The sequence below is a fragment of the Ruegeria sp. AB11 genome, assembly GCF_056536325.1.
The window spans coordinates 3,595,742-3,620,502 of record NZ_JBQFJO010000001.1 but is presented as its reverse complement, the minus strand read 5'-3'; the positions used below and the strand labels follow the sequence as shown (position 1 = coordinate 3,620,502).

Genomic DNA, 24,761 nt, shown 5'->3' with positions numbered 1-24,761 from the left:
AGAAACGAATTTTTATTTCTCCATGACGGGCGCGATCAGCGGTTCGCGCCCGGAACCCAGAGCACATCATCGCGTCCGCCATTATTGGCGCAGCGCGCGGCGACAAAGAACCAGTCGCTAAGACGGTTGAGATATTTCACCGCCGTTTCATTGACCGGTTCCATATTTGTCAGCTCAACCGCCAGACGTTCTGCCCGGCGCGAGACCGTCCGACAGACATGCAGATGCGCCGCCAGACGTGAACCGCCCGGCAGGATGAAGCTGCGCAGCGGCTGGAGCGTTTCGTTCATTGCGTCGATCTCTGCCTCAAGCCGATCAATCTGGGCGGGGACGATGCGGAGAGGCGGGTAGTCGGCTTCGGCATCCTTGTCCATATTGGGGCGGCAGAAATCAGCCCCCAGATCAAACAGGTCGTTCTGGATGCGGGACAGGGCGGCTTCGACCTCTCCTTCAGCCTCGGTTCGGGCGACGCCGACAAAGGAATTCAATTCGTCCACTGTGCCATAGGCCGCGACACGCCCGGAGTATTTCGCGACGCGCTCACCATTGCCCAGGGCGGTTTTGCCGTCATCGCCTGTGCGCGTGTAAATCTTGTTGAGAACAACCATGCCTTAAACTCCCTGTCCGCGCAGGTAGACGTAGAGCACGATTAGCACCACTGCAATGAACTGAAATAGGATACGCAGGCGCATCATCTTGTTGCTTTTCATGGCTGCGTCTTTGCCGGGTTTTCCAAAGTTGGCAATGCCCATCACCAGCACGGCGACCACCGCCGCCATGGCCAGAAGCAATACGACCATCAACAGGTCCATAAGATCACCATCCTTGTTTGTTCTCGCGATGAACCCTCATCTAGCGTTGATAGAGGCAAAAGCGAACGGGTAATTTCGCCTCAGATGTCCGAGAGAATGCGGTCGATGGTTCGGGTCGGCAGAATGCGTCGCAGATATCCAGCGATGTAAGTCGGCGTTGTCACATAGTAGCGAGCGCGTGGGCGTTTGGATTCGACCGCATGAGCCAGTTTGGCCGTAACGGCAGAAGCAGGCAGTTCGAACCTGTCGTTTCCGGATGATTCGTAGAGGCGTTTCAGCAACGAATCCTCGTATTTCTGGCGCAGGGCAGAGTTTTTCCAATCTATGAAGCGTTCGAACACCGGGATTGAGTTCACTCGGATTTTCGAGGTCACCGGACCCGGTTCGATCAGGATAACCTTGATATCAGTATCCCGAAGCTCCAACCGCAAAGTGTCGGTCAGGCCTTCTATGGCATATTTGGTTGCAACATATGCGCCACGCCATGGAAATGCGACCAACCCCAGTACCGATGAATTCTGTACGATCCGTCCATGGCCTTGTGCCCGCATCACCGGAATCACCTGTCGGGTCAACTCGTGCCAGCCAAATACGTTGGTCTCGAAAATCAGGCGCATACCTTCGATCGGGACGTCTTCGACCGCTCCGGGAAGACCGTGGGCTCCGTTGTTGAACAGTGCATCCAGCGTACCTCCGGTTGCTTCAAGCACCTGGTTCAAACCGGATGTGATGCTGCCGGTGTCGGTATAGTCGATCAGTGGGCTGTCGAATCCTTGCGCCCGCAGCCGGTCACAATCACGCTGTTGGCGGCAGGATGCGAAGACCCGCCAGCCCCGCGCGCGCATTCCGTGTGCCGCGTCCAGACCGATTCCGGACGAGCAGCCAGTAATAAGAATGGTCTTTTGCATGTCACTTCCGAAACTGAACCTCGCCCCTTGGTATTGCGAGCTTCAGGTCAGGACAATGACACAGTTGCGTCAGTTTGTTGGCTTCCGGACCAGTGATGCAGAAATCCAACCCACGCTTTGCCCGGGAAGCAGCCTCAGGCGCAGCCATCCCGTGCCTGAATCGCTTAGGACTTCAACCCGTTGGCCAATATTGGCCTTTGCTATGATGGGGTAGATCGTACCAGGCCCGTCGCGCATGTTTACGCGTGTGCCTGATATCTCCCGAATGTCCTTTTCGGGTTCAATCACCTGAGATGTGGGCGTGATATCGTCCTGAACCTCGGTTTCAACCTGCAACAGCCCGGCCGCGCCATCCTCAAGCGAAGCGAGCGTGAAGCTGGCACCATCTTGGTCAAATGCGGAAAACTGAGGTAATGTATTGGCCGCGACTTGCGAAAGAACAACAGCTGTCTCCTCCTCGGCCAAAGGTTCAGGTTCGGCGCGTGCGGCAACAGGGCGGGTTGCGACATTGGTCACAAGTTCTTCTGCACGCGATGTTGGCGCAGGAGTGGGTTTGGGCGCTGGGGCTGAGGCTATAGGCACAGGTTGTTCAGCGCGTGTCCCGCGCGGCTCGAAATCCGGGCCTCCACTCATGACGTAGAAGCTCCAACCGAGCATGGCGAAAGTGATAACAATTACGCGCGTCATAGCGCACCCCCTGGCAATCGTAACATCAATATAAAGGCAGCAATCTTAATGATCGAAAGCATACCATAGAACCGGGTTTGAGTCGAAAGATGGGGGAAATCCGGGACTTGTCTCCCCCTGTTGCAAAAAGCGCGACTTGTCCCCAGCAAAATATGCGCCGATTGCTTTACCCGCGCGCGCTTGCGTCGTATCACATCATGTATGAATGATACGATTGACGACCCCAATATGGAGGCCCCTGACAACGGGGGCGAGATAGCCGAACCGCTGCGCCGCGCGATTGGTGAGCGCTATCTGACCTATGCGCTGTCCACCATCATGCACCGCGCTTTGCCGGATGCGCGCGATGGTCTGAAGCCGGTTCACCGGCGAATCCTCTACGCGATGCGCGAGCTGCGACTCAGCGCGACGGGTGGTTTCCGTAAGTCTGCGAAAATCTCGGGCGACGTGATGGGTAACTATCACCCACACGGGGATGCTGCGATTTACGACGCGATGGCGCGTTTGGCGCAGGATTTCAACGTCCGTTATCCGCTGGTCGACGGGCAGGGGAATTTCGGCAATATCGACGGCGATAATCCGGCGGCCTCGCGATACACCGAGGCGCGAATGACCATAGTCGCGGAGGCATTGCTTGAGGGTCTGAACGAGGACGCTGTTGATTTCCGCGACAACTATGATGGCACGCTGACCGAGCCGGTAGTGTTGCCCGCGCAGTTCCCGAACTTGCTGGCCAATGGCGCAAGCGGTATCGCGGTTGGGATGGCGACGAATATCCCGCCGCATAATATCTCGGAGTTGTGCGACGCCTGTCTGCATCTGATCAAAACACCGGATGCGCGCGACGACACGTTGTTGAATTACGTCCCCGGTCCGGATTTCCCGACCGGTGGCGTGATCGTCGAGCCACCAGAAAATATCGCGCAGGCCTATCGCACCGGGCGTGGTTCCTTCCGTCTTCGCTGCAAGTTCGAAGTCGAAGATCTGGGCCGTGGTCAGTGGCAGATCGTTGTCACCGAGATTCCCTATCAGGTTCAGAAATCCAAGCTGATCGAAAAGATCGCCGAACTGATCCAGACCAAGAAAATCCCGATCCTTGCCGATGTGCGCGACGAATCTGCTGACGATATCCGCCTGATTCTTGAGCCGCGCTCCAAGAACGTGGACCCGGAGGTGCTGATGGGCATGCTCTACCGCAACTCGGACCTTGAGGTGCGGTTCAGCCTGAACATGAACGTGCTGATTGACGGCGTCACGCCCAAGGTCTGCTCGATGAAGGAAGTGCTGCGCGCTTTCCTCGATCACAGGCAAGAGGTACTGCTGCGTCGCTCACGCCACCGACTAGGCAAGATTGACCATCGTTTGGAGGTCTTGGAGGGCTTTATTGTCGCCTTCCTGAACCTCGACCGCGTGATCGACATCATTCGTTACGACGACGACCCCAAGGCCGCGCTGATGCGCGAAGATTGGGGCATTGATCATGTTCGCGCGACTGATGAGACCGATTATGTCTCGCCCAAACCAGGCGAGGGCGAGTTGTCCGAAGTTCAGGTCGACGCAATCCTCAACATGCGCTTGCGCAGCTTGCGCCGTCTGGAAGAGATGGAGTTGGTCCGCGAACGCGATGAGCTGATGTTGGAACGCGCAAACCTCGAAGACTTGCTTGCCGATCCCGCCTTGCAATGGGCCAAGATCGCCGAGCAGCTCAAAGAGACCAAGAAGACCTTTGGCAAAGACTACGAAGGTGGTGCGCGCCGGACTCAATTTGCCGAAGCTGGGCAGGTCGAGGAAGTGCCGCTTGAGGCGATGATCGACAAGGAGCCGATCACGGTCGTCTGTTCGCAGATGGGCTGGATACGCGCCATGACCGGCCACATCGATCTGAATCGCGAATTGAAATTCAAGGACGGTGACGGCCCGCGGTTCATCTTCCACGCGGAAACAACGGACCGGTTGCTGGTCTTTGCCTCTAACGGCCGTTTCTACACTGTCAGCGCTGCCAACCTGCCCGGCGGTCGCGGCATGGGAGAGCCGCTCCGTCTGATGGTCGACCTGCCGAACGAGGCGCAGATCATCGACATCCTGATCCACAATCCAGGGCGCAAGCTGCTGGTGGCTTCGGATGCGGGTAACGGCTTCATGGTGCCCGAAGATGATGTGCTGGCGCAGACACGTAACGGCAAACAGGTGCTGAACGTCAAAGGCGACGAAACCGCCATGATCTGTAAGCCGGTCGCTGGCGATCACGTCGCCGTGGTGTCTCAGAACGGCAAGTTCTTGGTGTTCCCGACGGAAGAACTGCCCGAGATGACCCGGGGCAAAGGTGTGCGCCTGCAAAAGTACAATATGGCCCGTGGGCGACAGGGGACCTTGGAACTGGATGGCGGCTTGTCCGACGTGACGACTTTCAACTGGGACGACGGCTTGAAATGGTCCATGGGTGGCGACAAGACCCGGCATGAGGCGGATATGTCCCAATGGCTGGCTAAGCGTGCAGGCGTTGGGAAAAAAGCGCCCTACGGCTTCCCGCGCGACTATAAATTCTCGTGACCAGACCAACAGTTTGGTGAATTTCTGCCGATACCGCTTGGCACAAGCGGTATCGGTGCGCTACATCCAATAAAAACAGGCCTATCGAGACGAGAGACATGTTGCGCATCCTGACACTGATCACCGGGTTGGCCCTGATGGGCGCCTGCACCCAGACACAAGTTTACGAAGAGCCCGAGTCGCTGGGTGAATTCAAAATGCGCGTTAACTATGCCTTTGCTGACAAAGCTGTGCAGGGGCCGGTTTCGCGGGATGCTACGCCCGACGAATGGACTGCTGCAATTCAGAATGCAGTAGATATTCGATTGGGCCGCTACGAAGGCGCTCAGGAATATGATATTGGCATCAGCCTTGAAGGCTACATGCTTGCCCCGCCCGGTATCCCGGTGATCTACAATCCCAAGAGCACGGCTATCGTTCTGGTGAATGTGTATGACGTAAAAAACAAAGAGTTTCTGGCCAAAGGAAAGCAGTTTCAGGTTTTGGAAGACACGACCGGAGGTAGCGCCCTCAAAGGGTCCGGTCACGAACGCACAAAAGAAGAGCAAATGAGCGGGCTTTCCCTGAAGGTTGCCGACCGGGTCGAAGAGTGGTTGGCCGAAGAACATAAAGACAATGGCTGGTTTGATCGCCGCCCCGACCTTATTCAGCCGCTGGAAACCGAGGTTGTGGCGCAAAATCCGGCGTCCTGAGCGGCTTTTCCATCAGGATGTGCTTGATTTTCCCCCCTGAACCAAATATCTCGCGCGCGCAGATGTAACCGCGGGACCACGGGTCCCCCAAAATTGCAAAAGGGCGCCTGAGGAATGGCAAAGGAAAAGTTTGAGCGTAATAAGCCGCACGTCAACATTGGTACGATTGGCCACGTTGACCACGGCAAGACCACGCTGACCGCAGCAATCACCAAGTATTTCGGTGACTTCAAAGCGTATGACCAGATTGACGGTGCGCCTGAAGAAAAAGCACGTGGCATCACCATCTCGACCGCCCACGTGGAATACGAAACTGACAACCGCCACTACGCGCACGTCGACTGCCCCGGCCACGCTGACTACGTCAAGAACATGATCACCGGTGCTGCCCAGATGGACGGCGCGATCCTGGTTGTGAACGCAGCTGACGGCCCGATGCCGCAGACCCGCGAGCACATCCTGCTGGGCCGCCAGGTTGGCATCCCGAAGATGGTCGTGTTCATGAACAAAGTTGACCAGGTTGACGACGAAGAGCTGCTGGAACTGGTTGAGATGGAAGTTCGCGAACTGCTGTCCAGCTATGAATACCCCGGCGACGATATTCCGATCATCGCAGGTTCGGCTCTGGCCGCGATGGAAGGCAACAACCCGGAAATCGGCGAAGAGAAGATCAAGGAACTGATGGCGGCTGTTGATGACTACATCGACACCCCTGAGCGTGAAGTTGACAAGCCGTTCCTGATGCCGGTCGAAGACGTGTTCTCGATCTCGGGCCGTGGTACCGTTGTGACCGGTCGTGTTGAGCGTGGCGTGATCAATGTTGGCGACGAGATCGAAATCGTCGGCATCCGCGACACTCAGAAAACCACCTGTACTGGTGTTGAAATGTTCCGCAAGCTGCTGGATCGCGGTGAAGCGGGCGACAACATCGGCGCTCTGCTGCGCGGTATCGACCGTGACGGCGTTGAGCGTGGCCAGGTTCTGTGTAAGCCGGGTTCGGTTACACCGCACACCAAGTTCGAAGCCGAAGCCTACATCCTGACCAAGGAAGAAGGCGGTCGTCACACCCCGTTCTTCGCGAACTACCGCCCGCAGTTCTACTTCCGGACCACTGACGTGACCGGCACCGTGACCCTTGCGGCTGGCACCGAGATGGTTATGCCTGGCGACAACGTCGGTTTCACCGTCGAGCTGATCGCCCCGATCGCGATGGAAGACGGCCTGCGTTTCGCCATCCGTGAAGGCGGCCGCACCGTCGGCGCTGGCGTCGTGTCGAAAATCATCGAGTAAGGCTGTTCATGCCTGAGAAAACCACAAAAAAAATTGCGGTTTTCTTTAATGTCGAGCCTGGACCTCTTGAGGTCCAGGCTCATTTGTTAGTCAATTCCCTCAAGCTTTTCTGCGAAGACTATCATTCGCTGCACGCACATTGCCGGTCTGATCGAATTGATGAGTTGCAGCCGGAAACGAGAACAATGTTGGCGTCAAGAGATGTTGAACTCAGAGTGCTCGAAAATCCGTTTAGCGATGGCTATCCTGCGGGAAACAAGATAGCAGGGGCTGCCCTGGAAAGAGACGCTGACTTCTCTCTGTTTCTCGATACCGACACGTTTCTGACGCAAAATACATCGTTTGCCGAGATAGCCTATCCGCAGAAAGTATCGGTCTGCCCGGAAACGCGAAATGCTTGGACAAACCGCCCGCGTGTTTGGCGTCAGGTCTATGCGTTATTTGGACTGCCCAAACCTGAAGCAAAGGTTCAGTTGCTACTAGGACAGTTTTCACATCCATTCTTCAATGCCGGGATGGTACTCTTTCCAACTGGTTCATTCGGTGACTTGTGGTTGGATACTGCACAACAGATTGATAAGATGACAGGATTGAGGGGACGCAGACCCTGGCTCGATCAGATTTCATTGCCAGTAGCAATTGCCCGTTATGGTCGGGACGCGTTGAATTCAGTTAGTCGTATCTGGAACGACACCCCGGATCTACCTGATGAGGGAACTCGGCTGCTGCACTACCATCGTCCCAGACGCTTGCGTGTGCGGGGGAGGATGCATCTGGCGGATCTCGTCTTTCAATCCAGCGGTTCAGAATTCGAAAGCTACGGCGATCTCATTCGGTATTATTCGGCCAAAGGCGTTGTCTCTGATGCGAAAGCTCTCTCGCATGTAAATCTCTCCACACCAATTCCAAAGCCGCGACCAAATTCCTGACTAAGAAAAAAGGTGACCGCATTCTCGGCACCGACGCTGTTTTGGAAATCATCGGGTCAAGGGTGTAGGTCGGGCTCAAGTCCGGCACATCGTCGAAACTTAGAAGGCCACCCAAGAACAAGGGCGGCCCCTTTTGATTGCAGCGAACTTAGTCGCAGGCAGCGTCCACTATGAATTCTACCTTCAGTTCTGGGCGTGCCAGTTTGGCTTCACCACAAGCGCGTGCAGGGGCGTGGCCTGTTGGAACCCAAGCGTTCCAAACCTCGTTCAAACCAGCGAAATCCTTAATATCAGCCAGCCATATCGTGACGCGCAGCATTTTTTCTCGTGACGATCCCGCCTGTACGAGTAGGGCATCTATTTTGTTGAGGCAAATCTGAACCTGCTCCTGAATCGTCTCACCCTCGGCAACTTGTCCAGTCAGATAGGCCACGCCGTTGTGCTTCACGATTTTCGAGGACCGTTCGCCGGTATCAATGCGTTCAATCATGGGCATTCTCGTTGTCTTAGATTTGGTATGGTTGTTCTTGGTCACAAGATGCCTTGCTTGGCAAACAGATTTCCATTGAGTGGGCTTCAGCGAAATTGAATTAGAGGTGATCGAGTTTGGCGTGAACATATGTTCTGAAGAAGGACTCTGGATCATTGAAGCCACACCAAACTCCTCGAATGCATCGGGGATGATGAGAAGAGTCTTCATCGAATAATCTTAGGCCCACAATTCAGAGGTGAAAAGCAACACGAATGGGGCTTTTCTTAATCAGACGTTCATCCCAATCAAAAACTAAAAACCCACCTTTGAAATGCAGTGAGTGACGTGGAACGCGGAAGCGGCGAACCGCTGAGATCAGGGGGAAATCATGTTTAGTTTTGAATTCATCAACTATGGAACTCAAATCCTTCACAGCAAGGATCTGGAGGATATGCGAGACGCGGTTCTAGGCGGAAATGACCACGAAGTTGATTGCAATGTCAGCGATTTTTGTCGTGAGCGAAAACGGTTCGACATCAAGCTTGCTAACGTATCAGAAAGCGCACAACGGGTCAGTGCTAGATACAAATCATGATTCGCATGTATTAGGAATAGTCGGGTGCGGGCGGATCCGGTCGGGCATTTTTGCGTTGGAGAGCTATCAAGCACCTTTAGTCCAAGGCTTCCGCCCCATCATGCGGTCGGCTTCGGCAGTGATGTCGTTCATATGCTGCTCGAGGCTTAACCGCAGTGTTTCTATTTGTTCTTCGGTTGCCTTTCGCGGAACTGGGTCGGTCCACTCGCGGCAGAGGAAGACACCTTCGTTGCGCCAGGGGCGGGGCATCAGCAGACGATCCCAGGTTCCTGCTTCGCGCCCGTGCCTGGCGGAATAGGTGATCCCAAAGACACGTTTGCCCGACGTCCGCGCCCACACCAGCGGTACAGTTGAAGATACCCGTTCAGGACCGCGCGGGCCATCGGCGGCGATTCCGATTGAGATGCCCTGTTTCATTTTTCCGAGCACCTCGCGGGACAAGGCGACGTGGCGTTTGCGGCTGGACATCGCGATCGTGTCCATACCAAACAATTTCTGCACACGGCCCACCATACTGCCTGCGCGGGCAGCAGAGGTGATCGAGCAGATGCGGCCCTTGTCCAAGGGAAAGAAGTAAGGCGACTGAGCCAGACGCTGGTGCCAGAGAACCACGATGACGGGTTCGCCCTGTTCGGCCAGTTGATCTAGTTCTTCGTATCCTATGCGCCGCCAGTTTGTGTTGCGATTGACCAACTTGATATAGCTGGCAATTCGCCGCGCGACCCAGTTTAGAACGGCTTCGCTGTCGGCGATTTTCTTGCGGATGCTCAAGGCTGCGCTCCTTTTGCTAGCCGAACCTTGTCTTAAAGAACTGCGCGCGGGGTGCAACTTTTTTGTAGGAGGCAAAAACTCAAAAATCCTCTTGAGTCCGCTGCGCCTCTGGCATATCTGATGGCCCAGCCTAGGGGTATAGCTCAGTTGGTAGAGCGACGGTCTCCAAAACCGTAGGTCGCGGGTTCGAACCCTGCTGCCCCTGCCATAAAAATCAAACACTTAGGCGTATTTGTATTTGCCTACCCAAAATTTTTGTGCGGTTTTTTGTGCGTTATTCAAAAAAACAGAACCTGATTCCATTGCGTCTATCCGCATGAAACGGTTTGCAGCTTGGGTTCGATTTTCTTGGGTGATAGTTGAATATGAACACATATAGAATCACCTAGTGCGTGAGCACTGGTATCTTGGCATACATCCAAGATTTCTCACCTATCAGCGGCAGCAAAACGAAACGCGAGCGACATAACAGCGTTGGCCTTGGACATCTGTCGCTTCAGAATTGCCGCCAGCTTCTTCAATATGTAGGGATCATTGATATCGGGCGGTGCATCCAGATCGGCAGCAGTCAAATCGCTACTCCTGTTGGCTGCGAACTGTCCGGTTTCTGATTAGAGGTATTTAGCGGCAACCGCGAGCTCAACCGCTTCACTTGTTAACTCTTGGCTATCGCCACCAGCACCTTCAACAGTGCGTTTTGGCGACGGATCATTTCTTGGTTGCTCTGGTGAATCTGTTCCTGTCCCGAGATGATCACCAAGAGTAGATCCAGAAGCGGGGCCTCGCTCGATTGCGAGATATGGTTCCTTGTCGGATCTGAGATCATGCCGTATCTCCCTTGTTTTCTCAATGAATTTGACCACGTCTGCGGCTTTAACTCGCAAAGAGCGGTTTGCGTTGTGGGGCTTCAGATCGCCGCCGAGCTCGATGTTGATCCGGCAACGGCCTCGGCCATCCTGAACAGCGTCGGCCAGCTCCAAGCCCTGACGGTCGATCAGTTCGGCTAGTGCTTTCGGCTGATCTGAACGGTCCAGCTCGGCCAGCTGCTTCAGGCTTTGGCGAAGGGCAGGCAGGTCAAAGTCGTTTCGCTTCGCTTGCTGGTATTCGTCATGGCTGTAAGCGGCGCGGGGTTTGTCTTCCCCCAAAGCTGCGGCCAGCCTGTCTGCCAGCTCGTCGAGACCTTGCTCGCGTAGGCGCATTTCTGAAAACTGGATGTGAGCGCCAGACGTGATCTTATGGCCCATCTCAAGCTCCATGCGTCGGCTGACGGCCTCGACTTTGCATTTGGACCTGAAAAGCTTGTAGGTCTTCCCAGTCTGGCTATCAAGGAGCCGGAAGATCAAAAGGGCGCAGCGGAGATTGTCGTGAAGGCTCAAGGTGCTGTGTTTGCCCGTGCTCTGAAGAAGTACGGTGAGGTTATTAATCTGCCGAGGTCTGATCCTGAGTATCATGCAGGGTTTCGGAAATATTAACGATGGGATGCGCTGCGTCTCCTTCTGCACTCCTCAAAAGCAGGCCAGGAGGCCCAATATGAAAACAATTCTACGATTGAGACCGAAGAGTACTTTGAAATTAAGAGAGCTTTTGAGACGTACTTTCGTGAGCAACACGCGCAGCAAGAATTGATCGCTACGGAATTGGCAAAAGTGGTGCGCCATCAGGGAGCTTTGCTTGCTATTTTTGCCCACTCTGTTGAGCTTTTGCGGGGCAAGAGATGAGCCGATTATTCATGGGGCTGTTCGGGATGGGGTTTGTGTTAACAAACCTCATTAACAGGCATCTGGGGGAAGCTCTGCGGGCCTCAATGGGCCACAAGGTTCCAGTTAGCAATCAGGTGTATCGTACGGCTGCGCTTGGGATGATGAAAGCGTGGGCAGCGTTCGCCCAAGCAAAGAAAGACGTTTCATATTGTAGCCGTTTGGGGATGCAATTTCACGGCTTCATGGAATCAGCAGTAATTTGCTCAATGTCGATACCATCACTGCCCATTCCTGAGTCGTTGGGATTCCAACGGTCTCCCATTTCCTCCAAGAGTTCGACCATTCGACGCCCTGTGAGGGCCTGAGCTGCTTTCCACCATCGGCTAGAGCGTTGGTCCAAATGCGCAATGGAATCTTCGATTTCCGATAGTTTCAGATAAGTTATTTTGCAGGTCTCCTTGTTTTAATCGCCAATTAAATGGGCGGGTAGATACAAGGAACCGTAAAAAAGAAGCTGACTGCCCTTAGCCCTGTCGTGCCTCTCGGCTGTAGACGTCAGAAATGCGCAGAAAGCAGACTTTGCAAAGTCGCGCAGAACCTACCTTATCTGGGCTTCCGTTATCGATCTCGGTTCCGCGCTAGTGATGTGCGTTTCGACATGATTGCCCGTGCCAGTAGCGATTAATTTGACCTTGGCACTGCTACCCGCTGTTATGCATCACCCTATCGTGCTGGGCTTACCCAGCCTTGTTTTCGTAACTCGCGTAGCACGGCTTCTGCGTTCTCGACATCTTTGTGGATGCTTTTGAGCATTGCACCTATTGGCGCATCCGGCCACGCACGCTCAAGTTCAGCCAGTTTGGCTTTAGCCGCATAATCTTGCCCCATGGCTGACAACGCTGCCGTTACATAAGCTAGTGAAGGAGCGCTGAGTGGATCGCCAAGTTGCTTAGCCTCCTCAAAGCGCTCTACGGTCTTTTCATGTTCACCAAGATGAAAGTAAGTCGCGCCCGAGATATTTCTGTTAGCAAATCGTTGGTTACTGGAACCAAGCAGAGAGAGTCTGTCAGCCGTTGCAATTGCTTCCTCGAATTCGCCCGAGAACATCGCCACAGCACCAAGAAAGTCGAGTACAGCACCATCATTTGGATCAAGTTTTGATGCGCGCCTACTGAGTTGCAGCGCGGCGTCATAGTCGCGATTGGCGAAAAAGGCCCAGCTTTTTGCAGACTGGCTCCAGGCTTGGTCTGGGGCAAGGCTAACCGCTTGGTTCGCCAGCTTCATGGCGGCATCAGCATATTCGGTCTTGGCGTCAGACGGCGGAGTTATCACCGCAAGGGACGCGAGTGCCTGCGCAGCACCAGCATAACCACCGAAATATTCTGGATCGATCTCAATCACGCCTTCGAATACGGATAGAACCAGTAGCTGGCGTTGTCGGTCGAAGATCGGAAATATCATTGTCCGCGCTTGTTCCGCCAAATTGAATGCTTGTAATGCAGCTGGGGATTTTTCGTAAATTGCCACGCGCTGCATGTACGCGTTCGAGTCATTTACAGCTATGCCACCCACTTCGGCAGAAGCAGTTTCCTGTCCATCTTGGGCAAGACCGACTGCGACTAACGCACCAACGACGGCCCCAATGGTGAACGCCCCTATGGGCAGTCCAAAGCGTTTGGCTTTTGTTGAGATTGATACCGCGCTGGTTTCTGAGACAGTTTCGAACCGTGGCCTATATCCACCGCTATCGATACACAGTCGTACCGGATCATCTTTTCCGATACCCTCGTAATGCAGTTCCAAGAACTGACGAAGCCGCCGTGCATCGACGCGAACGATGTTTTCCGGATCGGTCCCCTCTGAAGTATCGCGGTCATATACATCTTGAGCGATAGTCTTGCTTCGAATTTGGTCTCCCCGACCAGCGAGCTCTTCCTCGACGATGTACGTCAGGAACGCCTGAAGCCTATCGGATCCATCCAGATGAGCGTCGGCAAGCAACCTGCCGAGGGCAGCGCGCTTCTGACCGCCCGAGATGTTTTCAAATTGTCGTACCACATTCGTATTTTTGCATTTAATGGCCCGTGAGTCACCCTGTATTCACCGTGAGTCACTTACGTGAATGTCTCTTAAACCATAACCTTGTAACCAAAACAGCGAGCCGGAGCGCGAAACTCCGCAGTGCCAGCTTGCCAATCTATTAAGCGACTGGAGGATTACACATGGCCCAACGTATGAACTACAGAAGACTTAGCAAGCACTTCGCAATTGGTGTGATATTTGGCGCTTGGGCTGTTTCTCCTCAAGCGATTACTGATGCGTTAATAGATGTAGTCGCTCCTTCGGCAGCATACGCGCAGGAAACGGAGGAAGTTTCTCCGACAATGGTGCGTGATCGTCCACGCGATGTGTACTACCCCAATACTGAAGATCTCGCCGAAGACGAGATGCGGGTCATCGCGTGTGGAACTGGAATGCCTACAACGCGAGCTGCTCAGGCTGCTGCGTGTTTCCTTGTGGAACTGGGCAACGGAGACAAGTTCTTGTTCGACATTGGCTCCGGCTCGGCAGAGCGGATTTCATCAATGCAGATCCCATACAACTACCTCGACAAGGTGTTCATTGGGCATCTGCATACCGACCATTTCGGCGACTTGATCGACTTGTATGTTGGCGGGATGATTATGGGACGAAATGTTCCGCTGCGTATTTGGGGGCCCAGCGGGCCTACCCCAGAACTTGGAACTGCGGCGGCGATGGACGCGATGCAAAAAATGCTGTTGTGGGATATTACTGGTCGTGTTGGCCAGACCGACACCAGAGGTATTGTGATTGAGGTCAATGAGTTCGACTACATGGCTGAAAACCAAGTTGTGTACGAGGAGAACGGGGTCGTAATTCGCTCTTTCCCTGCAATTCACTCGATAGACGGCCCAGTAAGCTATGCTCTTGAATGGAACGACCTGAAGTTCGTGTTCAGTTCGGACACCTATCCCAACAAGTGGTTTGACGAGTACGCTAGGGACGCTGACTTCGTGATCCATGAGTGCTTTATTGCAGTGCCTAGCCTAGTTGAAAAAATGGGCTTCACCCCCGAGGCCGCGTTGCAAGTAGGTACGCAAATCCACACGGCGCCAGAGGCTTTCGGCAAGATCATGAGCTCGATCCAACCCCGCCATGCGGTCGCCTATCATTTCTTCAAGGATCACGACACAACCGCTGAGGTCTATGATCGTATTCGATCCACCTACGATGGACCGCTGAGCCTCGCCGAAGACTACATGGTTTGGAACGTCACGAAAGACGACATCAAAGAGCGGCTCGCCATAGTAGATCACCATACTTGGTCACCGCCCTTGGCATCGCCCGCAATTGCTCCTAAGCTAGATGAAGATCGCGCAGCCTTTTCTGAAGTTAGTGGCGTTCCCATAGAAGCAATGAACTACTCTGAGTTTATTGCGGAAGGGACTTGGGACGTGGACGATGTACTGCGTCCAATCTATGAGGAAGCTTCAGAAGTACTGGGTAAAGAATTTACCTATCCTGCTGACAACTAATATCAAATTTGACCGGCGCGACTTTAACATGCGCCGGTTCTTTCAAATCTGATCGGAGCTCTCTATGCGATATACCTCATTGATTTCTCGCTATTTGGTCTGTGTTGGTTGGTTGCTTGTCGCGATATCTCATGCCGCCAACGCCCAGTCTCTTGCACGTTCTGAAGATGATGAAGGTGGTTGGCGGCACTCGATCACCCCTTATCTGTTCCTTCCGCTCAGCACTACGGGCACATCAACTATAGATGGAACAAGCGTCGATCTGGATCTGAGTCTGAGCGAAGTACTGGACGTGCTACAGGGCGCAGCTTCGGTACGTTACGAAGGCTGGAACGGCGACTTCGGGATCATCTCGGAAGTGTACTATGTAAGGCTTGGCGAAGACGGAACCCTGCCAGGCGGACGAGTAGACGTCGATGTTGATGTCCGGCAGACCTTTGTAAATGTTCAGGGAGCCTACCGATTTGCGAACGGGGTCAATGCTTCGGGTCGACGCTATGCAGCAGACGCTGCAATTGGCGTACAGTGGAACCGCCTTAAACAAGAGATCGACCTTTCGGGCCCCGGCCCAGGTATGACGCTGGGCGGAACAGAGGATTGGTTCGAGCCGATGATCGCGCTCCGCTATGCGATGGAAATCAACGACAAATGGAGCTTCGCCAGCCGTGCCGAACTGAGTGGGTTCGGCGTGAATGGCGATGACCTGCAATACCTGCTTCTGGCTGGCTTTGACTGGAAAGGCTGGGAGAACACGTCCCTGCGGTTTGGCTATCAGTTCTATGGAATTGATTACTCCACTGACCGCTCGGGTGGGGAGTTTGCCTATGATGTTGACCAGAATGGTATCTATGCTGCCGTCGCGTTTCATTTCTAAGGTCGGCGATTGCAGCAAGACATGGGTTTGGGTGGGCGCGGCGCTCGCAAGTTGGGCGATTGGCGCTAACCAATCGATTGCTGATCTCGTGTCCCCCTACGGCGGAGAAACCGCCCCAAACTTTGTTGAGCTTTCGGTACAGCCTGATCATGTTCGCGTTATCCTTGAGGTCGATTTGGGCGACTATCCCATTTTCGTCATTCCTGATGATGGTTCAGGTGCGTCGCTGGCTGAGCGTACGGGTCAAAACCTTCAAGTCTGGGCAGATGAAGAGGAACTGGCCAGCACAACGAATACGATTGATGTGCGCCCTAGAATTACCCGGCAAACAGCAGCGAGCGCTCAGTATCGACCGCGACCGCGCAGCGAAAATGTCGTTTACGTGGATATGGAGTTTCCGTTCAATGGCAAGCCTGAACGGATCACGTTCATTCCCCCGCTGAATTCAGATGGGATTCCCTTGGCTTCACTTGGCGTTGTGGCCGAGCACATGGGTGTTCCGGTGACAGACTATCGTTACCTTTCTCAGGCTGAGACCATGCGTCCAGATTGGAACGATCCGTGGTTTACAAGGTTTGAAAACCCCAATCTCACCCGTCACCACAAATCCCCTATGATGTCGTTCCTAGCCATGGAGCCGCGTGTCGTCCGGCACGAGATCATATTGCGTTTGAAAGATTTCGAAACTTGGGCCGATCTGGGCTTGGGAAGCGCAGAGCGATTAACTCCAGATGATGTCGCCAGGATCAAGTCTGGCGTATCGGACTTTCTTGCGAATAGAAACCCGCTAGCTGTAGACGGCAAGCCGATGAAACCGGAAACGGTACAGGTCTCACGTATCGAAGTTGGGGCCGAAGGCTTGCGTGTTCTTCCGGATGAGGCGGAGGCAAACCGAAAGACGCTGTTACTGGGCGTTGTCCTTTCTTATCCGGTTGAGACCTTGCCGAACCGAGTTGATCTGGCATGGGAACTTTTTCCAGATGGTCTGGATATTATTCCGATCACCATCTCCGATCCGGCAGGGGCAGTCCCCTCGCAGATTTATGAATCCGATCCAGTTGTAAGTTGGAATAATCACTTGAAAACTTGGACAAACCCAAAGACGAGCCCGGTTGTCGTCAAAGTCGCGGGTGTAACACAGGTGCCCTCGTTTGCGTTCGGCTTAGGTTTCCTGTGTTTGATATGCGCCTATTACTCGTTGCAGCGTGCAAATAGTCAGCGTCTGATCTTGCTTGGCCTGACCGGGGCATTCGGTGCCGCTGCGATTGTCACGTATTGGCTGAACAACCCGTCGACAGCGCCCGAGCCGGATGACATCGCGACGCGTCAAATCATAGAAGGGCTAGTGACCAACATCGGAACTACGATGCTTGAGACGCGAGATGATAATGCCTTAGGTGCGATGGAGCCATATGTCGAAGCAATTAATCGCGACAAGGTTCAAGCAGAAATGCGTCGTGGCTTGTCAGTTACCTTGCCCTCTGGTGCTATGGCTCGCGTCGAAGCGATTTCAGACCTGAATGTCGAGAGCTTCACGCCTGGCGAAGACAGAAATCAGCATCAGGCCCTCGCCAATTGGACTGCCCGTGTAAGCGGAGGTCATTGGGGGCATCTACATAGGCAAGCGGTTTCTTATCGTGGCTTGCTAGATGTTTCGCGGCATGGCGACCATTGGATGCTCGATGACCTGACGATTATTAGCGCCAAAACAGGAGGGTAATTCAGTGGCTATCGTGAGGTTGTTATATACAACGTTCCTGTTTGCCATGATCTTTTTGTGTTCAGGCAGAGCAGAGGCGCATTTCAATCTAAACCAGAATGTCCGTATCCATCATGTTGCCCATTCGGAAGATGGCCTAGATGTCTATTTGCGCCTTCCGATGCCTTATTTGGTTGCGGAGCTCGTCGGTCCCGAAGGCCCGGACGGTTTGCCTGCACCCGCTCCGTACACATACAATCAGATCGAAGATGGCGTGCTCATGCACTACTTGGATCAGGCCGCATTTCACAAAGACCCAATCGGCTTGGCTCGTATTGCTGGAAACAGCCTTGTACTGTCTATCGATGGTCACCGACAAACATCAGTAATCGTCTCGATAAGACTGCATCCATTGGGGCAAGAGCCCGGATTTGCTACGCTTAATGAGGCACGCGCGGCGCTTTTGCCAAGAGATGTTTTTCTAACAGCCGAAGAGATTTATGTTGGCGAGGTGATGGTTGACGTTCATCTACGCTTTGTGACGGGAGAGATTGGAGCATACAGTTTATCCTACACTTCTGATCCGGGGCTTCCTGGACAAGAAGAAACGGCGAACCTGATCCTCGATTATAACGGGCAGGATGTTCGGACATTTCGTGCGCGGGGCTTGATGCATACCCCGGTTGATGTTTCCGGATCAGCGACCGCAGCCGCTTCGACTTTCTTTGTTGAGGGAATTCGGCATATTTTGGAAGGTCCCGATCATGTTCTTTTTGTGCTTTGCATGATCATCGGTGCGTTAAACTTGCACAGCCTACTCGCTCGCGTCACAGGCTTTACCTTGGGCCACACGGTAACACTGATTTTGGGTTTTTTTGGCTTCGCGCCGAGCGGAGCGTGGTTTATCCCAACTGTCGAATTGGCAATAGCACTTTCAATAATCTACGCAGCCGCAATGGCGGTTTGGCCACCAGAGAAAGGACACGGCGACCTGAAGGCCTTTGCCATCACGTCGGGCATTGGGTTACTGCACGGGTTTGGCTTCTCCTTCATGTTGCACCAAATTCTTCGAGTTGATGCACCAAACGTTTGGCACAGCTTGCTGGCCTTCAATGTTGGAGTAGAGGCTGGACAAGTCATGATCGTTTTGTTGGTCTGGCCCCTTGTGTTGTTGTTGCGCAAACAACCTGGTCGTATCTGGGTCGGCTCTCGCGCCGCGATTGCAGCGTGCGCAAGTCTGGTCGCAATGATTTGGGTAGTGGAACGGGCAGAGTTTTTTCTTTGACAATTGCGTTGTTGACATAGAGCACGCAGCCGTTGGCAATCTGACACGCGGATTTTGCCGATGTGCGGTCAGTTCTTTGCGTGTCACTCAAATTGCAAAGTCTTGGATTAAATGTCCGGTTTTGGTTGCTACTCGACAAAAGAAAACGGCCTTCTGTTTGGTTGTTTGGCTATCAAGTCCGAAACAGCTTTCGAAAACGGTACTTCGTGGGCTTTTGCTTCGGAGGTTTTGGTTGCTTTCATCTTTTCGCGAGGAATAGTCCAAAAAATCATCTTGAATCTCATCCCATCGCATTTGGGCGACGTTGTTCAATTTTTGAGCAGTTAGCATAAGCGTCCTAATGAACGGCCCGAACGGATATTCTAGCTGGAAGGATGCAGTCCAAATGGATTGCCATTCGTTTATGGAGAGTACCCTGTCACGTGACTGAGCCTTTTCCCGACTCTCAATACCAGGTCTCGAACGATTTCGTCGCGAACTTCATATCCGGTTTTGGCGGGCTTAAGTTCACTAGCCTTCTTCTCATTAAGTCGTGTCATCATTTTGTGCGTTTCTTGTGCGGAAAATTGTGTATGTGCGCCGATTGCGGGATATTTAAAAGTACGTAAAGTCGTTGAAAAACAGATGCTTAATATGGGTAAGTACTTGGGGATAGGTTGTGGCGACGGTCTCCAAAACCGTAGGTCGCGGGTTTGAACCCTGCTGCCCCTGCCACTCTCTCAAATCATGATGTCGCTGCGATAGACGCGTGCATTTGGTGCGTACGTCAGACTCAATTCTCTTGACGTTTAGGGCGAGAAAGAAAAAGCTTGAACTAGGCTTGCGGAGAGGCCATCAGGGTTGTCCGCCTAACGTGCTAAGGTCGCTCGACTTTTGTGCTGCTGGCAATAAGCCTGACCGGGTAGGGGAGCCCGGAGCCAATCTGGGGCAAATGGGGATAATGGCAGAGATCGACGTATTTCTTGAAGGGCTCGGGCTGACCAAGTACGCCCCTGTGTTTGCTGCCAACGAGGTCTCTCTGGCTGATCTTGTACATCTCTCTGAACACGACCTGATAGATATGGGGCTACCGTTGGGTCCGAGGCGCCGACTGACGGCAGCTTTGGGTCAGGCGCGCGAGGCGAATCCGGCACCTATTCATGGCCATGGGAAGATTGTGGCTGAGCGACGGCAACTGACTGTCATGTTTGTTGACCTCGTTGGATCGACTGCCCTGTCAGAACGTCTGGACCCGGAAGATCTGGGTGAGCTGCTGCGACGGTTCAAAGAAATCTGCTCAACCTCAGTAGCTCGGTTTGGTGGCCATGTTGCAAGCTTCATGGGCGATGGGGCGATGATCTATTTCGGCTACCCTCACGCGCTTGAAGATGCAGCGTCACGGGCTGTTCATGCCGGACTGGATATTCTGGGCGGGCTGGCCCGCATCGAAGGTCAGGAAAAACTGAGCGCGCGGATCGGGGTGTCGACGGGCCTTGTCGTTGTGGGCGAGATACACGGCGAAGGGCTGAAAGAACATGACGTGGTTATGGGGCGCACACCCAATCTGGCCGCTCGATTGCAGGCGTTGGCCGAGCCAAATACCCTGATCATCAGCCCTTCGACCCGGCGATTGATTGGCAATGCATTTGAGTTGGAGGATCGGGGCTCATTCGCACTGAAAGGATTTTCGGAGCAGGTCCAGGCCTGGACAGTTACAGGACAGGCTCGGATCGAGCGTAGATTTGACATTATGCCGGATGCCGGGGCCGGGAGACTTGTCGGGCGACAGGTCGAGTTTCGTAAACTAATCGAAAAGTGGCGAGAGGCCTGTCAGGGTGCCGGTCAGTCTGTGTTGGTTTCTGGTGAGGCCGGAATTGGCAAATCACGTTTGATCGAGGGGTTAAGCCAAGAGCTGGAGGATCAAGGCGCCCTTCGGCTCAACTTTCAGTGCTCACCATTTCACGCCAACTCGGCGCTTTATCCGATCATTCAGCATTTGGAGCGCTCAGCGGGGTTCACGCCAACCGACAGCGACGACGAGAAGCTCGGGAAACTCTCCTACCTCCTGCGACATCATCCGCGCGCGCATGTGCGCCTGATCGCCGATTTGTTGAGTGTCGAAGCGGACGCTTCATTAGGTCCGCTTGATCTGCCGCCACAGGCGAAACTTGAACAGACGCTCGACGCAGTGACCGAGCAACTAGCAGCGTTGGCCCGTGAGAAACCTGTCTTACTGTTGTTTGAGGATGCCCATTGGGTCGATCCGACCACATTGTCGCTGACCGACCGAGTGATCGAGCGCATTCGGGATTTGCCGGTTTTGATTGTTATTACCGCTCGCCCCGGATTTGATCCAGGCTGGGGGCACCATAACAATACGTTGCACTTGCCGCTGAAGCGTCTGGAAAACCGGGACATTGCCGAGATCGTGGCGGAAGTGGCAGGAGGGAATTCTATTCCAGCCGAAGTCTGCGATCTGATCGCGGCCAAAACCGATGGCATTCCGCTTTTCGTTCAGGAAGTAACGCGCGGCCTGCTGGAATCCGGACAACTAAGACTGACCGACCAGGGTTATGCCTTGCGCGGTCCACTGCCAGCGCTTTCTGTGCCGAATACGCTCAAGGATTCTTTGATGGAGCGCTTGGACAGGCTGGGAACCGCCAAAGAGGTTGCACAAACTGGTGCTGTCTTTGGTCGACAGTTTTCAATCGCGTTGCTGGCCTCGGTCTCAATTTTGTCACCAACGGTCTTGGAGGCTGGGCTGGAACAGCTTTCCTCTGCCGGTATCATTTTGCAGGCTCCGGATGAGGCAGAAGATGAGTTCATCTTCCGCCACGCATTAATACGCGATATGGCTTATGACAGCTTGCTGCGCACGGAACGGCAGGTGCTGCACGACCGGGCGGCAGGTGCGCTGCTTGAAAACCAGCCGCAGCTTGCCCAGACTCAACCCGAGCTACTGGCGCAGCACTACACGTTAGCGCACCGTGCGGATGAGGCGGTGATGCATTGGCAAAGCGCCGGGCGGCGGGCGATTGAACGTTCGGCCCAAACCGAGGCATTGACGCATCTGTCAAAAGCTCTGGATCAACTGGCAGATCTTCCCAAAAGCAAAGATCGAGATCTGCAAGAGATTGATATTCAAATCCTGCGCGCCGGAGTGCTGCGGTCAACCAGCGGTATCTCAGGGGATGCCACAGGCGAAGCGTATGGGCGGTTGCGAGACCTCTGCCATCGAGCGGATGAGACCGACAGGCTGTTTCCGGTCCTTAACGGGCTGTATGCCTTCCATCTGGTGCGGGCTGAATATCGGTTGGCGCAAGATGTATCGTCGCAAATTCTTGATCTGGCGGCGGAAAGCGGCAGGACTGAACACCGAATGGTGGGCCATCGCGCAATGGGTGCTGTGCAGTTGCATTTGGGTAATCTGCCTAAGGCAAAAACCCATCTCGAACAGGCCTGGTCGCTATATGATTTTGATCAACACAGTCAGTTGGCCTATGTCTATGGGACTGATCATGCCGCCATTACTTCGGCCTTCCTGGGGACGTGTTATTGCCTCATGGGGCGGCACCAAGAAGCCTTGCAGATTCAACGCACGGCTTTGGGCTGGGCGAAGGAATTAAAGCACGCCCACAGTGTAGCGCAGATATTGGTCTATATGTGTAAGGTTCATCTGCTGGCACGCGACATACCCGCGTTGCAGCAGGATGTCGAAGCGTTGTCCAAAGTTGCTGAAGAGCATTCGCTGCCATTCATGGCCACCATCGCACGATTGTGGGAAAGCTGGGCCAACGCGACCGAATCCTCGGATATTGCGCATATCGATGATCTACGCCAAGCATCAGAGGACTGGTGGGCAGTCGGGGCCGGGAACTACAAATGTTTCTTCCCCTCTCTGATTGCCGAGCTTCTTATAAACGCGGGTGATCATAAAGCGGCTAAGCAGACATTGTCGCACGCGGCGCAAATGCTGGCTGAAACCGAAGAGAAATGGGCCGAAGCTGAACAGCTGCGAATCGAAGCCAGTTTTGTTGCCGGCACCGGGGGCGACCCAGAGCCTTTGCTGTTACGGTCGATCGAAACGGCGCGACGGCAAGGGGCACACTTGTACGAACTGCGTGCAGCGGTTGCGCTGACACGTTGGCGGCTCGACCATGGAAAGCCTGCGGGCGATGCACTTAACACCGCTTTGTCTCAATTCGAATCGAACGCTTATCTGGCGGATCTGGAAGAGGCACGAGGGTTATTGGAAACGACCACTTGACCGACAGGGGCCATTGCTGCCAGCTTGGACAGCGGCAGATATGGGATGATACCGAAAATTCATAGTTGTGGCGTGGGGATATGCGTTTCCACGCTACCAATTCATTTGGTGTGAGGAGACCCGATGAAGAAGATCAGCAAAACGCTTCTGGCCAAGGATATTGTGGCGCAAAGCCGCACTGATCTGGCGCTGCAGCAATATCACTCGATCACGCCCGAGCAGATACGCGCGTTTGAAAAGAAACTGATCGGAACGGTCACTCTGCCCACCGACCCCGACTACAACAATGACCGGCAGGTCTGGAATCCGGCCTTTCAGGACTACCCCGAGATTATCGTCTATTGCGAGACCATTCAGGATGTGCGCGCCAGTCTTGCTTTCGCGCGTGAGCACGACTTGTGGGTTGTGGCACGGTCTGGTCGCCACAGCACGGCGGGGTATTCGGTCAACAACCAGATGGTGTTGGACACCAGCAAAATGCGGTATGTCACCGTCGATCCTGAGGTGCCGATGGCTTATGTCGGTCCGGGTACGCCGTTCAAGATGCTGAACTCTGAGTTGAATTCCTATCACCTGCATGTGCCGGGCGGGGCCTGTCAGGATGTCTGCGTCGCAGGCTTCATGATGGGTGGCGGTTATGGCTTTACTTCTCGCCGCTACGGGATGGCCTGCGACAATGTCCTGGGCGTAACCGTGATGTTGTGGGATGGCAGCATAGTGATCGCGGACAAAAACACGAACCCCGACCTGTTCTGGGCCATCCGGGGCGGAACAGGTAACAACTTTGGTGTGTTGTTGGAGATCCGATACCAGCTACACCCGCTGTATATGGTCTGGGGCTGCCATGTCACATGGCCGCTGGACAAAGCCGCAAAGGCGTTGGAGTTCCTTCAGGCCAATTATATGAGTACCTGCGATGATGATCGGTTCGGAGCTTATATTTTCCTTGCTTTTCAGGGCGATAAGAAAGTGCTGCTGGTGTCGGCGCTTTATGATGGGACGGCCGAAGAGGGCAACGCATTTATCCAACCGTTGCTCAGCGAAGAAATCGGCGGGCAGATGGGCTCTGACGATCAGAACTACGGCACCTATCAGGACATCAATTCGTGGCTTTATGACGACAAGTACGACATCCCCGTTGTGCCCGATCAGGCCCGCGAGGACAAACAGGCCGGGTATGTCAAGCGTCAGCTCAGTGTGGCTGAATGGCAGCGCGTCGTGGATTACCTCGACAGCACGCCCAACGCCTATGGCGCGGTTGCGATCGAACCCTATGGCGGCGCGATCAACCGGATGCCACTGGGCAAAGAGGGCAATGCCTTTATTCACCGTGATGTGTCGCTGAACTTCTATGTTGATGTGTTCTGGCTGTCGCAAGAGGAAAAAGAGGTGGTGGTACCTTGGCTCGACGGCTTCATGAAGCTGATGACCGAGGAAGGTTATTTCATTGACCGGGTCTATCAGAACTACCCCCGTCGGACGCAAAAGAACTATCGCTGGCAATATTGGGGCGAATATTTCAACTCGTTGCTGTTCGTGAAGCGGAAATTCGATCCGGGCAATTTCTTCCACTATCAGCAGAGCATTTCTCCGGTGCCCGACGATGCGCCGTCCGACATCGTCCGCGACACATCGAAACCTATCTTTGATGATCCGAAGATCACATACCAAGACTATTCGAACCCCTGAAAGAG

The 24,761-nt window shown here is 54.1% G+C and carries 21 protein-coding genes and 1 tRNA gene; 13 read left to right on the top strand and 9 right to left on the bottom strand.

All coding sequences use genetic code 11. From position 1 onward, the window contains the following. Positions 1-35 precede the first annotated feature (35 nt). The 4 genes from ACR3EJ_RS18040 to ACR3EJ_RS18025 all read right to left on the bottom strand — a co-directional run bounded on the left by ACR3EJ_RS18040 (position 36) and on the right by ACR3EJ_RS18025 (position 2,407). Positions 36-608, bottom strand: a complete 573-nt coding sequence (locus tag ACR3EJ_RS18040) for a cob(I)yrinic acid a,c-diamide adenosyltransferase (RefSeq protein ID WP_170543095.1) — start codon at positions 606-608, stop codon at positions 36-38. A 3-nt stretch (positions 609-611) separates the two neighbouring features. Continuing rightward, positions 612-812 carry a twin transmembrane helix small protein gene (locus ACR3EJ_RS18035; protein WP_010437734.1) on the bottom strand — a complete coding sequence of 67 codons (201 nt, stop codon included), beginning with the start codon at positions 810-812 and terminating at the stop codon, positions 612-614. A gap of 80 nt (positions 813-892) precedes the next feature. Continuing rightward, positions 893-1,720 (bottom strand): SDR family NAD(P)-dependent oxidoreductase, encoded by an 828-nt coding sequence (locus ACR3EJ_RS18030; protein ID WP_170543097.1) that lies wholly within the window; start codon positions 1,718-1,720, stop codon positions 893-895. 69 nt (positions 1,721-1,789) lie between these two features. Beyond that, positions 1,790-2,407: an SH3 domain-containing protein gene (locus tag ACR3EJ_RS18025; RefSeq protein WP_260024729.1), complete on the bottom strand. Its 618-nt coding sequence runs from the start codon at positions 2,405-2,407 to the stop codon at positions 1,790-1,792. A 201-nt stretch (positions 2,408-2,608) separates the two neighbouring features. Here ACR3EJ_RS18025 and parC point away from each other — a divergent pair, with 201 nt between their 5' ends. The 4 genes from parC (at position 2,609) to ACR3EJ_RS18005 (ending at position 7,868) form a co-directional block, all read left to right on the top strand. Then, a complete protein-coding gene (gene parC, locus ACR3EJ_RS18020) occupies positions 2,609-4,957 on the top strand; it encodes a DNA topoisomerase IV subunit A (RefSeq protein ID WP_170543099.1) in 2,349 nt (782 codons plus the stop codon). Between the two features lie 98 nt (positions 4,958-5,055). Beyond that, entirely contained in the window at positions 5,056-5,649 is a 594-nt protein-coding gene (locus ACR3EJ_RS18015; protein WP_170543101.1) for a hypothetical protein, read from the top strand. A gap of 114 nt (positions 5,650-5,763) precedes the next feature. Next, a complete protein-coding gene (gene tuf, locus ACR3EJ_RS18010; RefSeq protein ID WP_010441214.1) occupies positions 5,764-6,939 on the top strand; it encodes an elongation factor Tu in 1,176 nt (391 codons plus the stop codon). A gap of 8 nt (positions 6,940-6,947) precedes the next feature. After that, positions 6,948-7,868, top strand: coding sequence for a hypothetical protein (locus ACR3EJ_RS18005; RefSeq protein WP_170543103.1), 921 nt, complete (start codon positions 6,948-6,950; stop codon positions 7,866-7,868). A gap of 148 nt (positions 7,869-8,016) precedes the next feature. On the opposite strand, the gene ACR3EJ_RS18000 is transcribed toward ACR3EJ_RS18005, so the two are convergent. Continuing rightward, the gene (locus ACR3EJ_RS18000; RefSeq protein WP_170543105.1) at positions 8,017-8,358 is read right to left on the bottom strand and encodes a RidA family protein; all 342 of its coding nucleotides are present in this window, start codon (positions 8,356-8,358) and stop codon (positions 8,017-8,019) included. Positions 8,359-8,728: 370 nt separating this feature from the next. Between ACR3EJ_RS18000 and ACR3EJ_RS17995 the strand changes: the two genes are divergently transcribed. Next, positions 8,729-8,935 carry a hypothetical protein gene (locus ACR3EJ_RS17995; RefSeq protein WP_170543107.1) on the top strand — a complete coding sequence of 69 codons (207 nt, stop codon included), beginning with the start codon at positions 8,729-8,731 and terminating at the stop codon, positions 8,933-8,935. A gap of 66 nt (positions 8,936-9,001) precedes the next feature. Here ACR3EJ_RS17995 and ACR3EJ_RS17990 read toward each other — a convergent pair whose 3' ends face one another. Then, entirely contained in the window at positions 9,002-9,706 is a 705-nt protein-coding gene (locus tag ACR3EJ_RS17990) for a DUF374 domain-containing protein (RefSeq protein WP_170543108.1), read from the bottom strand. 132 nt (positions 9,707-9,838) lie between these two features. On the opposite strand from ACR3EJ_RS17990, the gene ACR3EJ_RS17985 reads away from it, so the two are divergent. Continuing rightward, positions 9,839-9,914: transfer RNA gene (locus tag ACR3EJ_RS17985), tRNA-Trp, on the top strand. Positions 9,915-10,134: 220 nt separating this feature from the next. Here ACR3EJ_RS17985 and ACR3EJ_RS17980 read toward each other — a convergent pair. Together ACR3EJ_RS17980 and ACR3EJ_RS17975 are read right to left on the bottom strand one after the other, a co-directional pair. Beyond that, on the bottom strand, positions 10,135-10,278 hold the full coding sequence (locus ACR3EJ_RS17980; protein WP_170543110.1) for a hypothetical protein: 144 nt from the start codon (positions 10,276-10,278) through the stop codon (positions 10,135-10,137). A gap of 39 nt (positions 10,279-10,317) precedes the next feature. Continuing rightward, a complete protein-coding gene (locus ACR3EJ_RS17975) occupies positions 10,318-10,950 on the bottom strand; it encodes a hypothetical protein (RefSeq protein ID WP_170543112.1) in 633 nt (210 codons plus the stop codon). Here ACR3EJ_RS17975 and ACR3EJ_RS17970 point away from each other — a divergent pair. Beyond that, on the top strand, positions 10,942-11,178 hold the full coding sequence (locus ACR3EJ_RS17970; protein WP_170543115.1) for a hypothetical protein: 237 nt from the start codon (positions 10,942-10,944) through the stop codon (positions 11,176-11,178). The genes ACR3EJ_RS17975 and ACR3EJ_RS17970 overlap by 9 nt on opposite strands. Positions 11,179-12,129: 951 nt before the next feature. On the opposite strand, the gene ACR3EJ_RS17965 is transcribed toward ACR3EJ_RS17970, so the two are convergent. Further along, positions 12,130-13,464: a tetratricopeptide repeat protein gene (locus tag ACR3EJ_RS17965; RefSeq protein WP_170543117.1), complete on the bottom strand. Its 1,335-nt coding sequence runs from the start codon at positions 13,462-13,464 to the stop codon at positions 12,130-12,132. Between the two features lie 164 nt (positions 13,465-13,628). Here ACR3EJ_RS17965 and gntH point away from each other — a divergent pair, with 164 nt between their 5' ends. From gntH to ACR3EJ_RS17935, 6 genes are all read left to right on the top strand, one after another. Continuing rightward, entirely contained in the window at positions 13,629-14,963 is a 1,335-nt protein-coding gene (gene gntH, locus ACR3EJ_RS17960; protein WP_170543119.1) for a guanitoxin biosynthesis MBL fold metallo-hydrolase GntH, read from the top strand. A gap of 64 nt (positions 14,964-15,027) precedes the next feature. Next, complete coding sequence (locus ACR3EJ_RS17955) at positions 15,028-15,837, top strand: OprO/OprP family phosphate-selective porin (protein ID WP_260024736.1); 810 nt, start codon at positions 15,028-15,030, stop codon at positions 15,835-15,837. Further along, positions 15,788-17,557, top strand: coding sequence for a hypothetical protein (locus ACR3EJ_RS17950; protein ID WP_170543121.1), 1,770 nt, complete (start codon positions 15,788-15,790; stop codon positions 17,555-17,557). The genes ACR3EJ_RS17955 and ACR3EJ_RS17950 overlap by 50 nt, the downstream gene beginning before the upstream one ends. A 4-nt stretch (positions 17,558-17,561) precedes the next feature. Continuing rightward, positions 17,562-18,821, top strand: a complete 1,260-nt coding sequence (locus ACR3EJ_RS17945; RefSeq protein WP_170543122.1) for a HupE/UreJ family protein — start codon at positions 17,562-17,564, stop codon at positions 18,819-18,821. 940 nt (positions 18,822-19,761) lie between these two features. Beyond that, a complete protein-coding gene (locus ACR3EJ_RS17940; RefSeq protein ID WP_480423209.1) occupies positions 19,762-23,067 on the top strand; it encodes an adenylate/guanylate cyclase domain-containing protein in 3,306 nt (1,101 codons plus the stop codon). A gap of 123 nt (positions 23,068-23,190) precedes the next feature. Further along, positions 23,191-24,756 (top strand): FAD-binding oxidoreductase, encoded by a 1,566-nt coding sequence (locus ACR3EJ_RS17935; RefSeq protein ID WP_170543125.1) that lies wholly within the window; start codon positions 23,191-23,193, stop codon positions 24,754-24,756. Positions 24,757-24,761: the final 5 nt, after the last annotated feature.

Coding starts and splice junctions, on each gene's coding strand:
- ACR3EJ_RS18040 (WP_170543095.1), bottom strand. CDS start 608: ATGGTTGTTCTCAACAAGATTTACACGCGCACAGGCGATGACGGCAAA.
- ACR3EJ_RS18035 (WP_010437734.1), bottom strand. CDS start 812: ATGGACCTGTTGATGGTCGTATTGCTTCTGGCCATGGCGGCGGTGGTC.
- ACR3EJ_RS18030 (WP_170543097.1), bottom strand. CDS start 1,720: ATGCAAAAGACCATTCTTATTACTGGCTGCTCGTCCGGAATCGGTCTG.
- ACR3EJ_RS18025 (WP_260024729.1), bottom strand. CDS start 2,407: ATGACGCGCGTAATTGTTATCACTTTCGCCATGCTCGGTTGGAGCTTC.
- parC (WP_170543099.1), top strand. CDS start 2,609: ATGAATGATACGATTGACGACCCCAATATGGAGGCCCCTGACAACGGG.
- ACR3EJ_RS18015 (WP_170543101.1), top strand. CDS start 5,056: ATGTTGCGCATCCTGACACTGATCACCGGGTTGGCCCTGATGGGCGCC.
- tuf (WP_010441214.1), top strand. CDS start 5,764: ATGGCAAAGGAAAAGTTTGAGCGTAATAAGCCGCACGTCAACATTGGT.
- ACR3EJ_RS18005 (WP_170543103.1), top strand. CDS start 6,948: ATGCCTGAGAAAACCACAAAAAAAATTGCGGTTTTCTTTAATGTCGAG.
- ACR3EJ_RS18000 (WP_170543105.1), bottom strand. CDS start 8,358: ATGATTGAACGCATTGATACCGGCGAACGGTCCTCGAAAATCGTGAAG.
- ACR3EJ_RS17995 (WP_170543107.1), top strand. CDS start 8,729: ATGTTTAGTTTTGAATTCATCAACTATGGAACTCAAATCCTTCACAGC.
- ACR3EJ_RS17970 (WP_170543115.1), top strand. CDS start 10,942: ATGGCCCATCTCAAGCTCCATGCGTCGGCTGACGGCCTCGACTTTGCA.
- ACR3EJ_RS17975 (WP_170543112.1), bottom strand. CDS start 10,950: ATGGGCCATAAGATCACGTCTGGCGCTCACATCCAGTTTTCAGAAATG.
- gntH (WP_170543119.1), top strand. CDS start 13,629: ATGGCCCAACGTATGAACTACAGAAGACTTAGCAAGCACTTCGCAATT.
- ACR3EJ_RS17955 (WP_260024736.1), top strand. CDS start 15,028: ATGCGATATACCTCATTGATTTCTCGCTATTTGGTCTGTGTTGGTTGG.
- ACR3EJ_RS17950 (WP_170543121.1), top strand. CDS start 15,788: ATGATGTTGACCAGAATGGTATCTATGCTGCCGTCGCGTTTCATTTCT.
- ACR3EJ_RS17940 (WP_480423209.1), top strand. CDS start 19,762: ATGGCAGAGATCGACGTATTTCTTGAAGGGCTCGGGCTGACCAAGTAC.
- ACR3EJ_RS17935 (WP_170543125.1), top strand. CDS start 23,191: ATGAAGAAGATCAGCAAAACGCTTCTGGCCAAGGATATTGTGGCGCAA.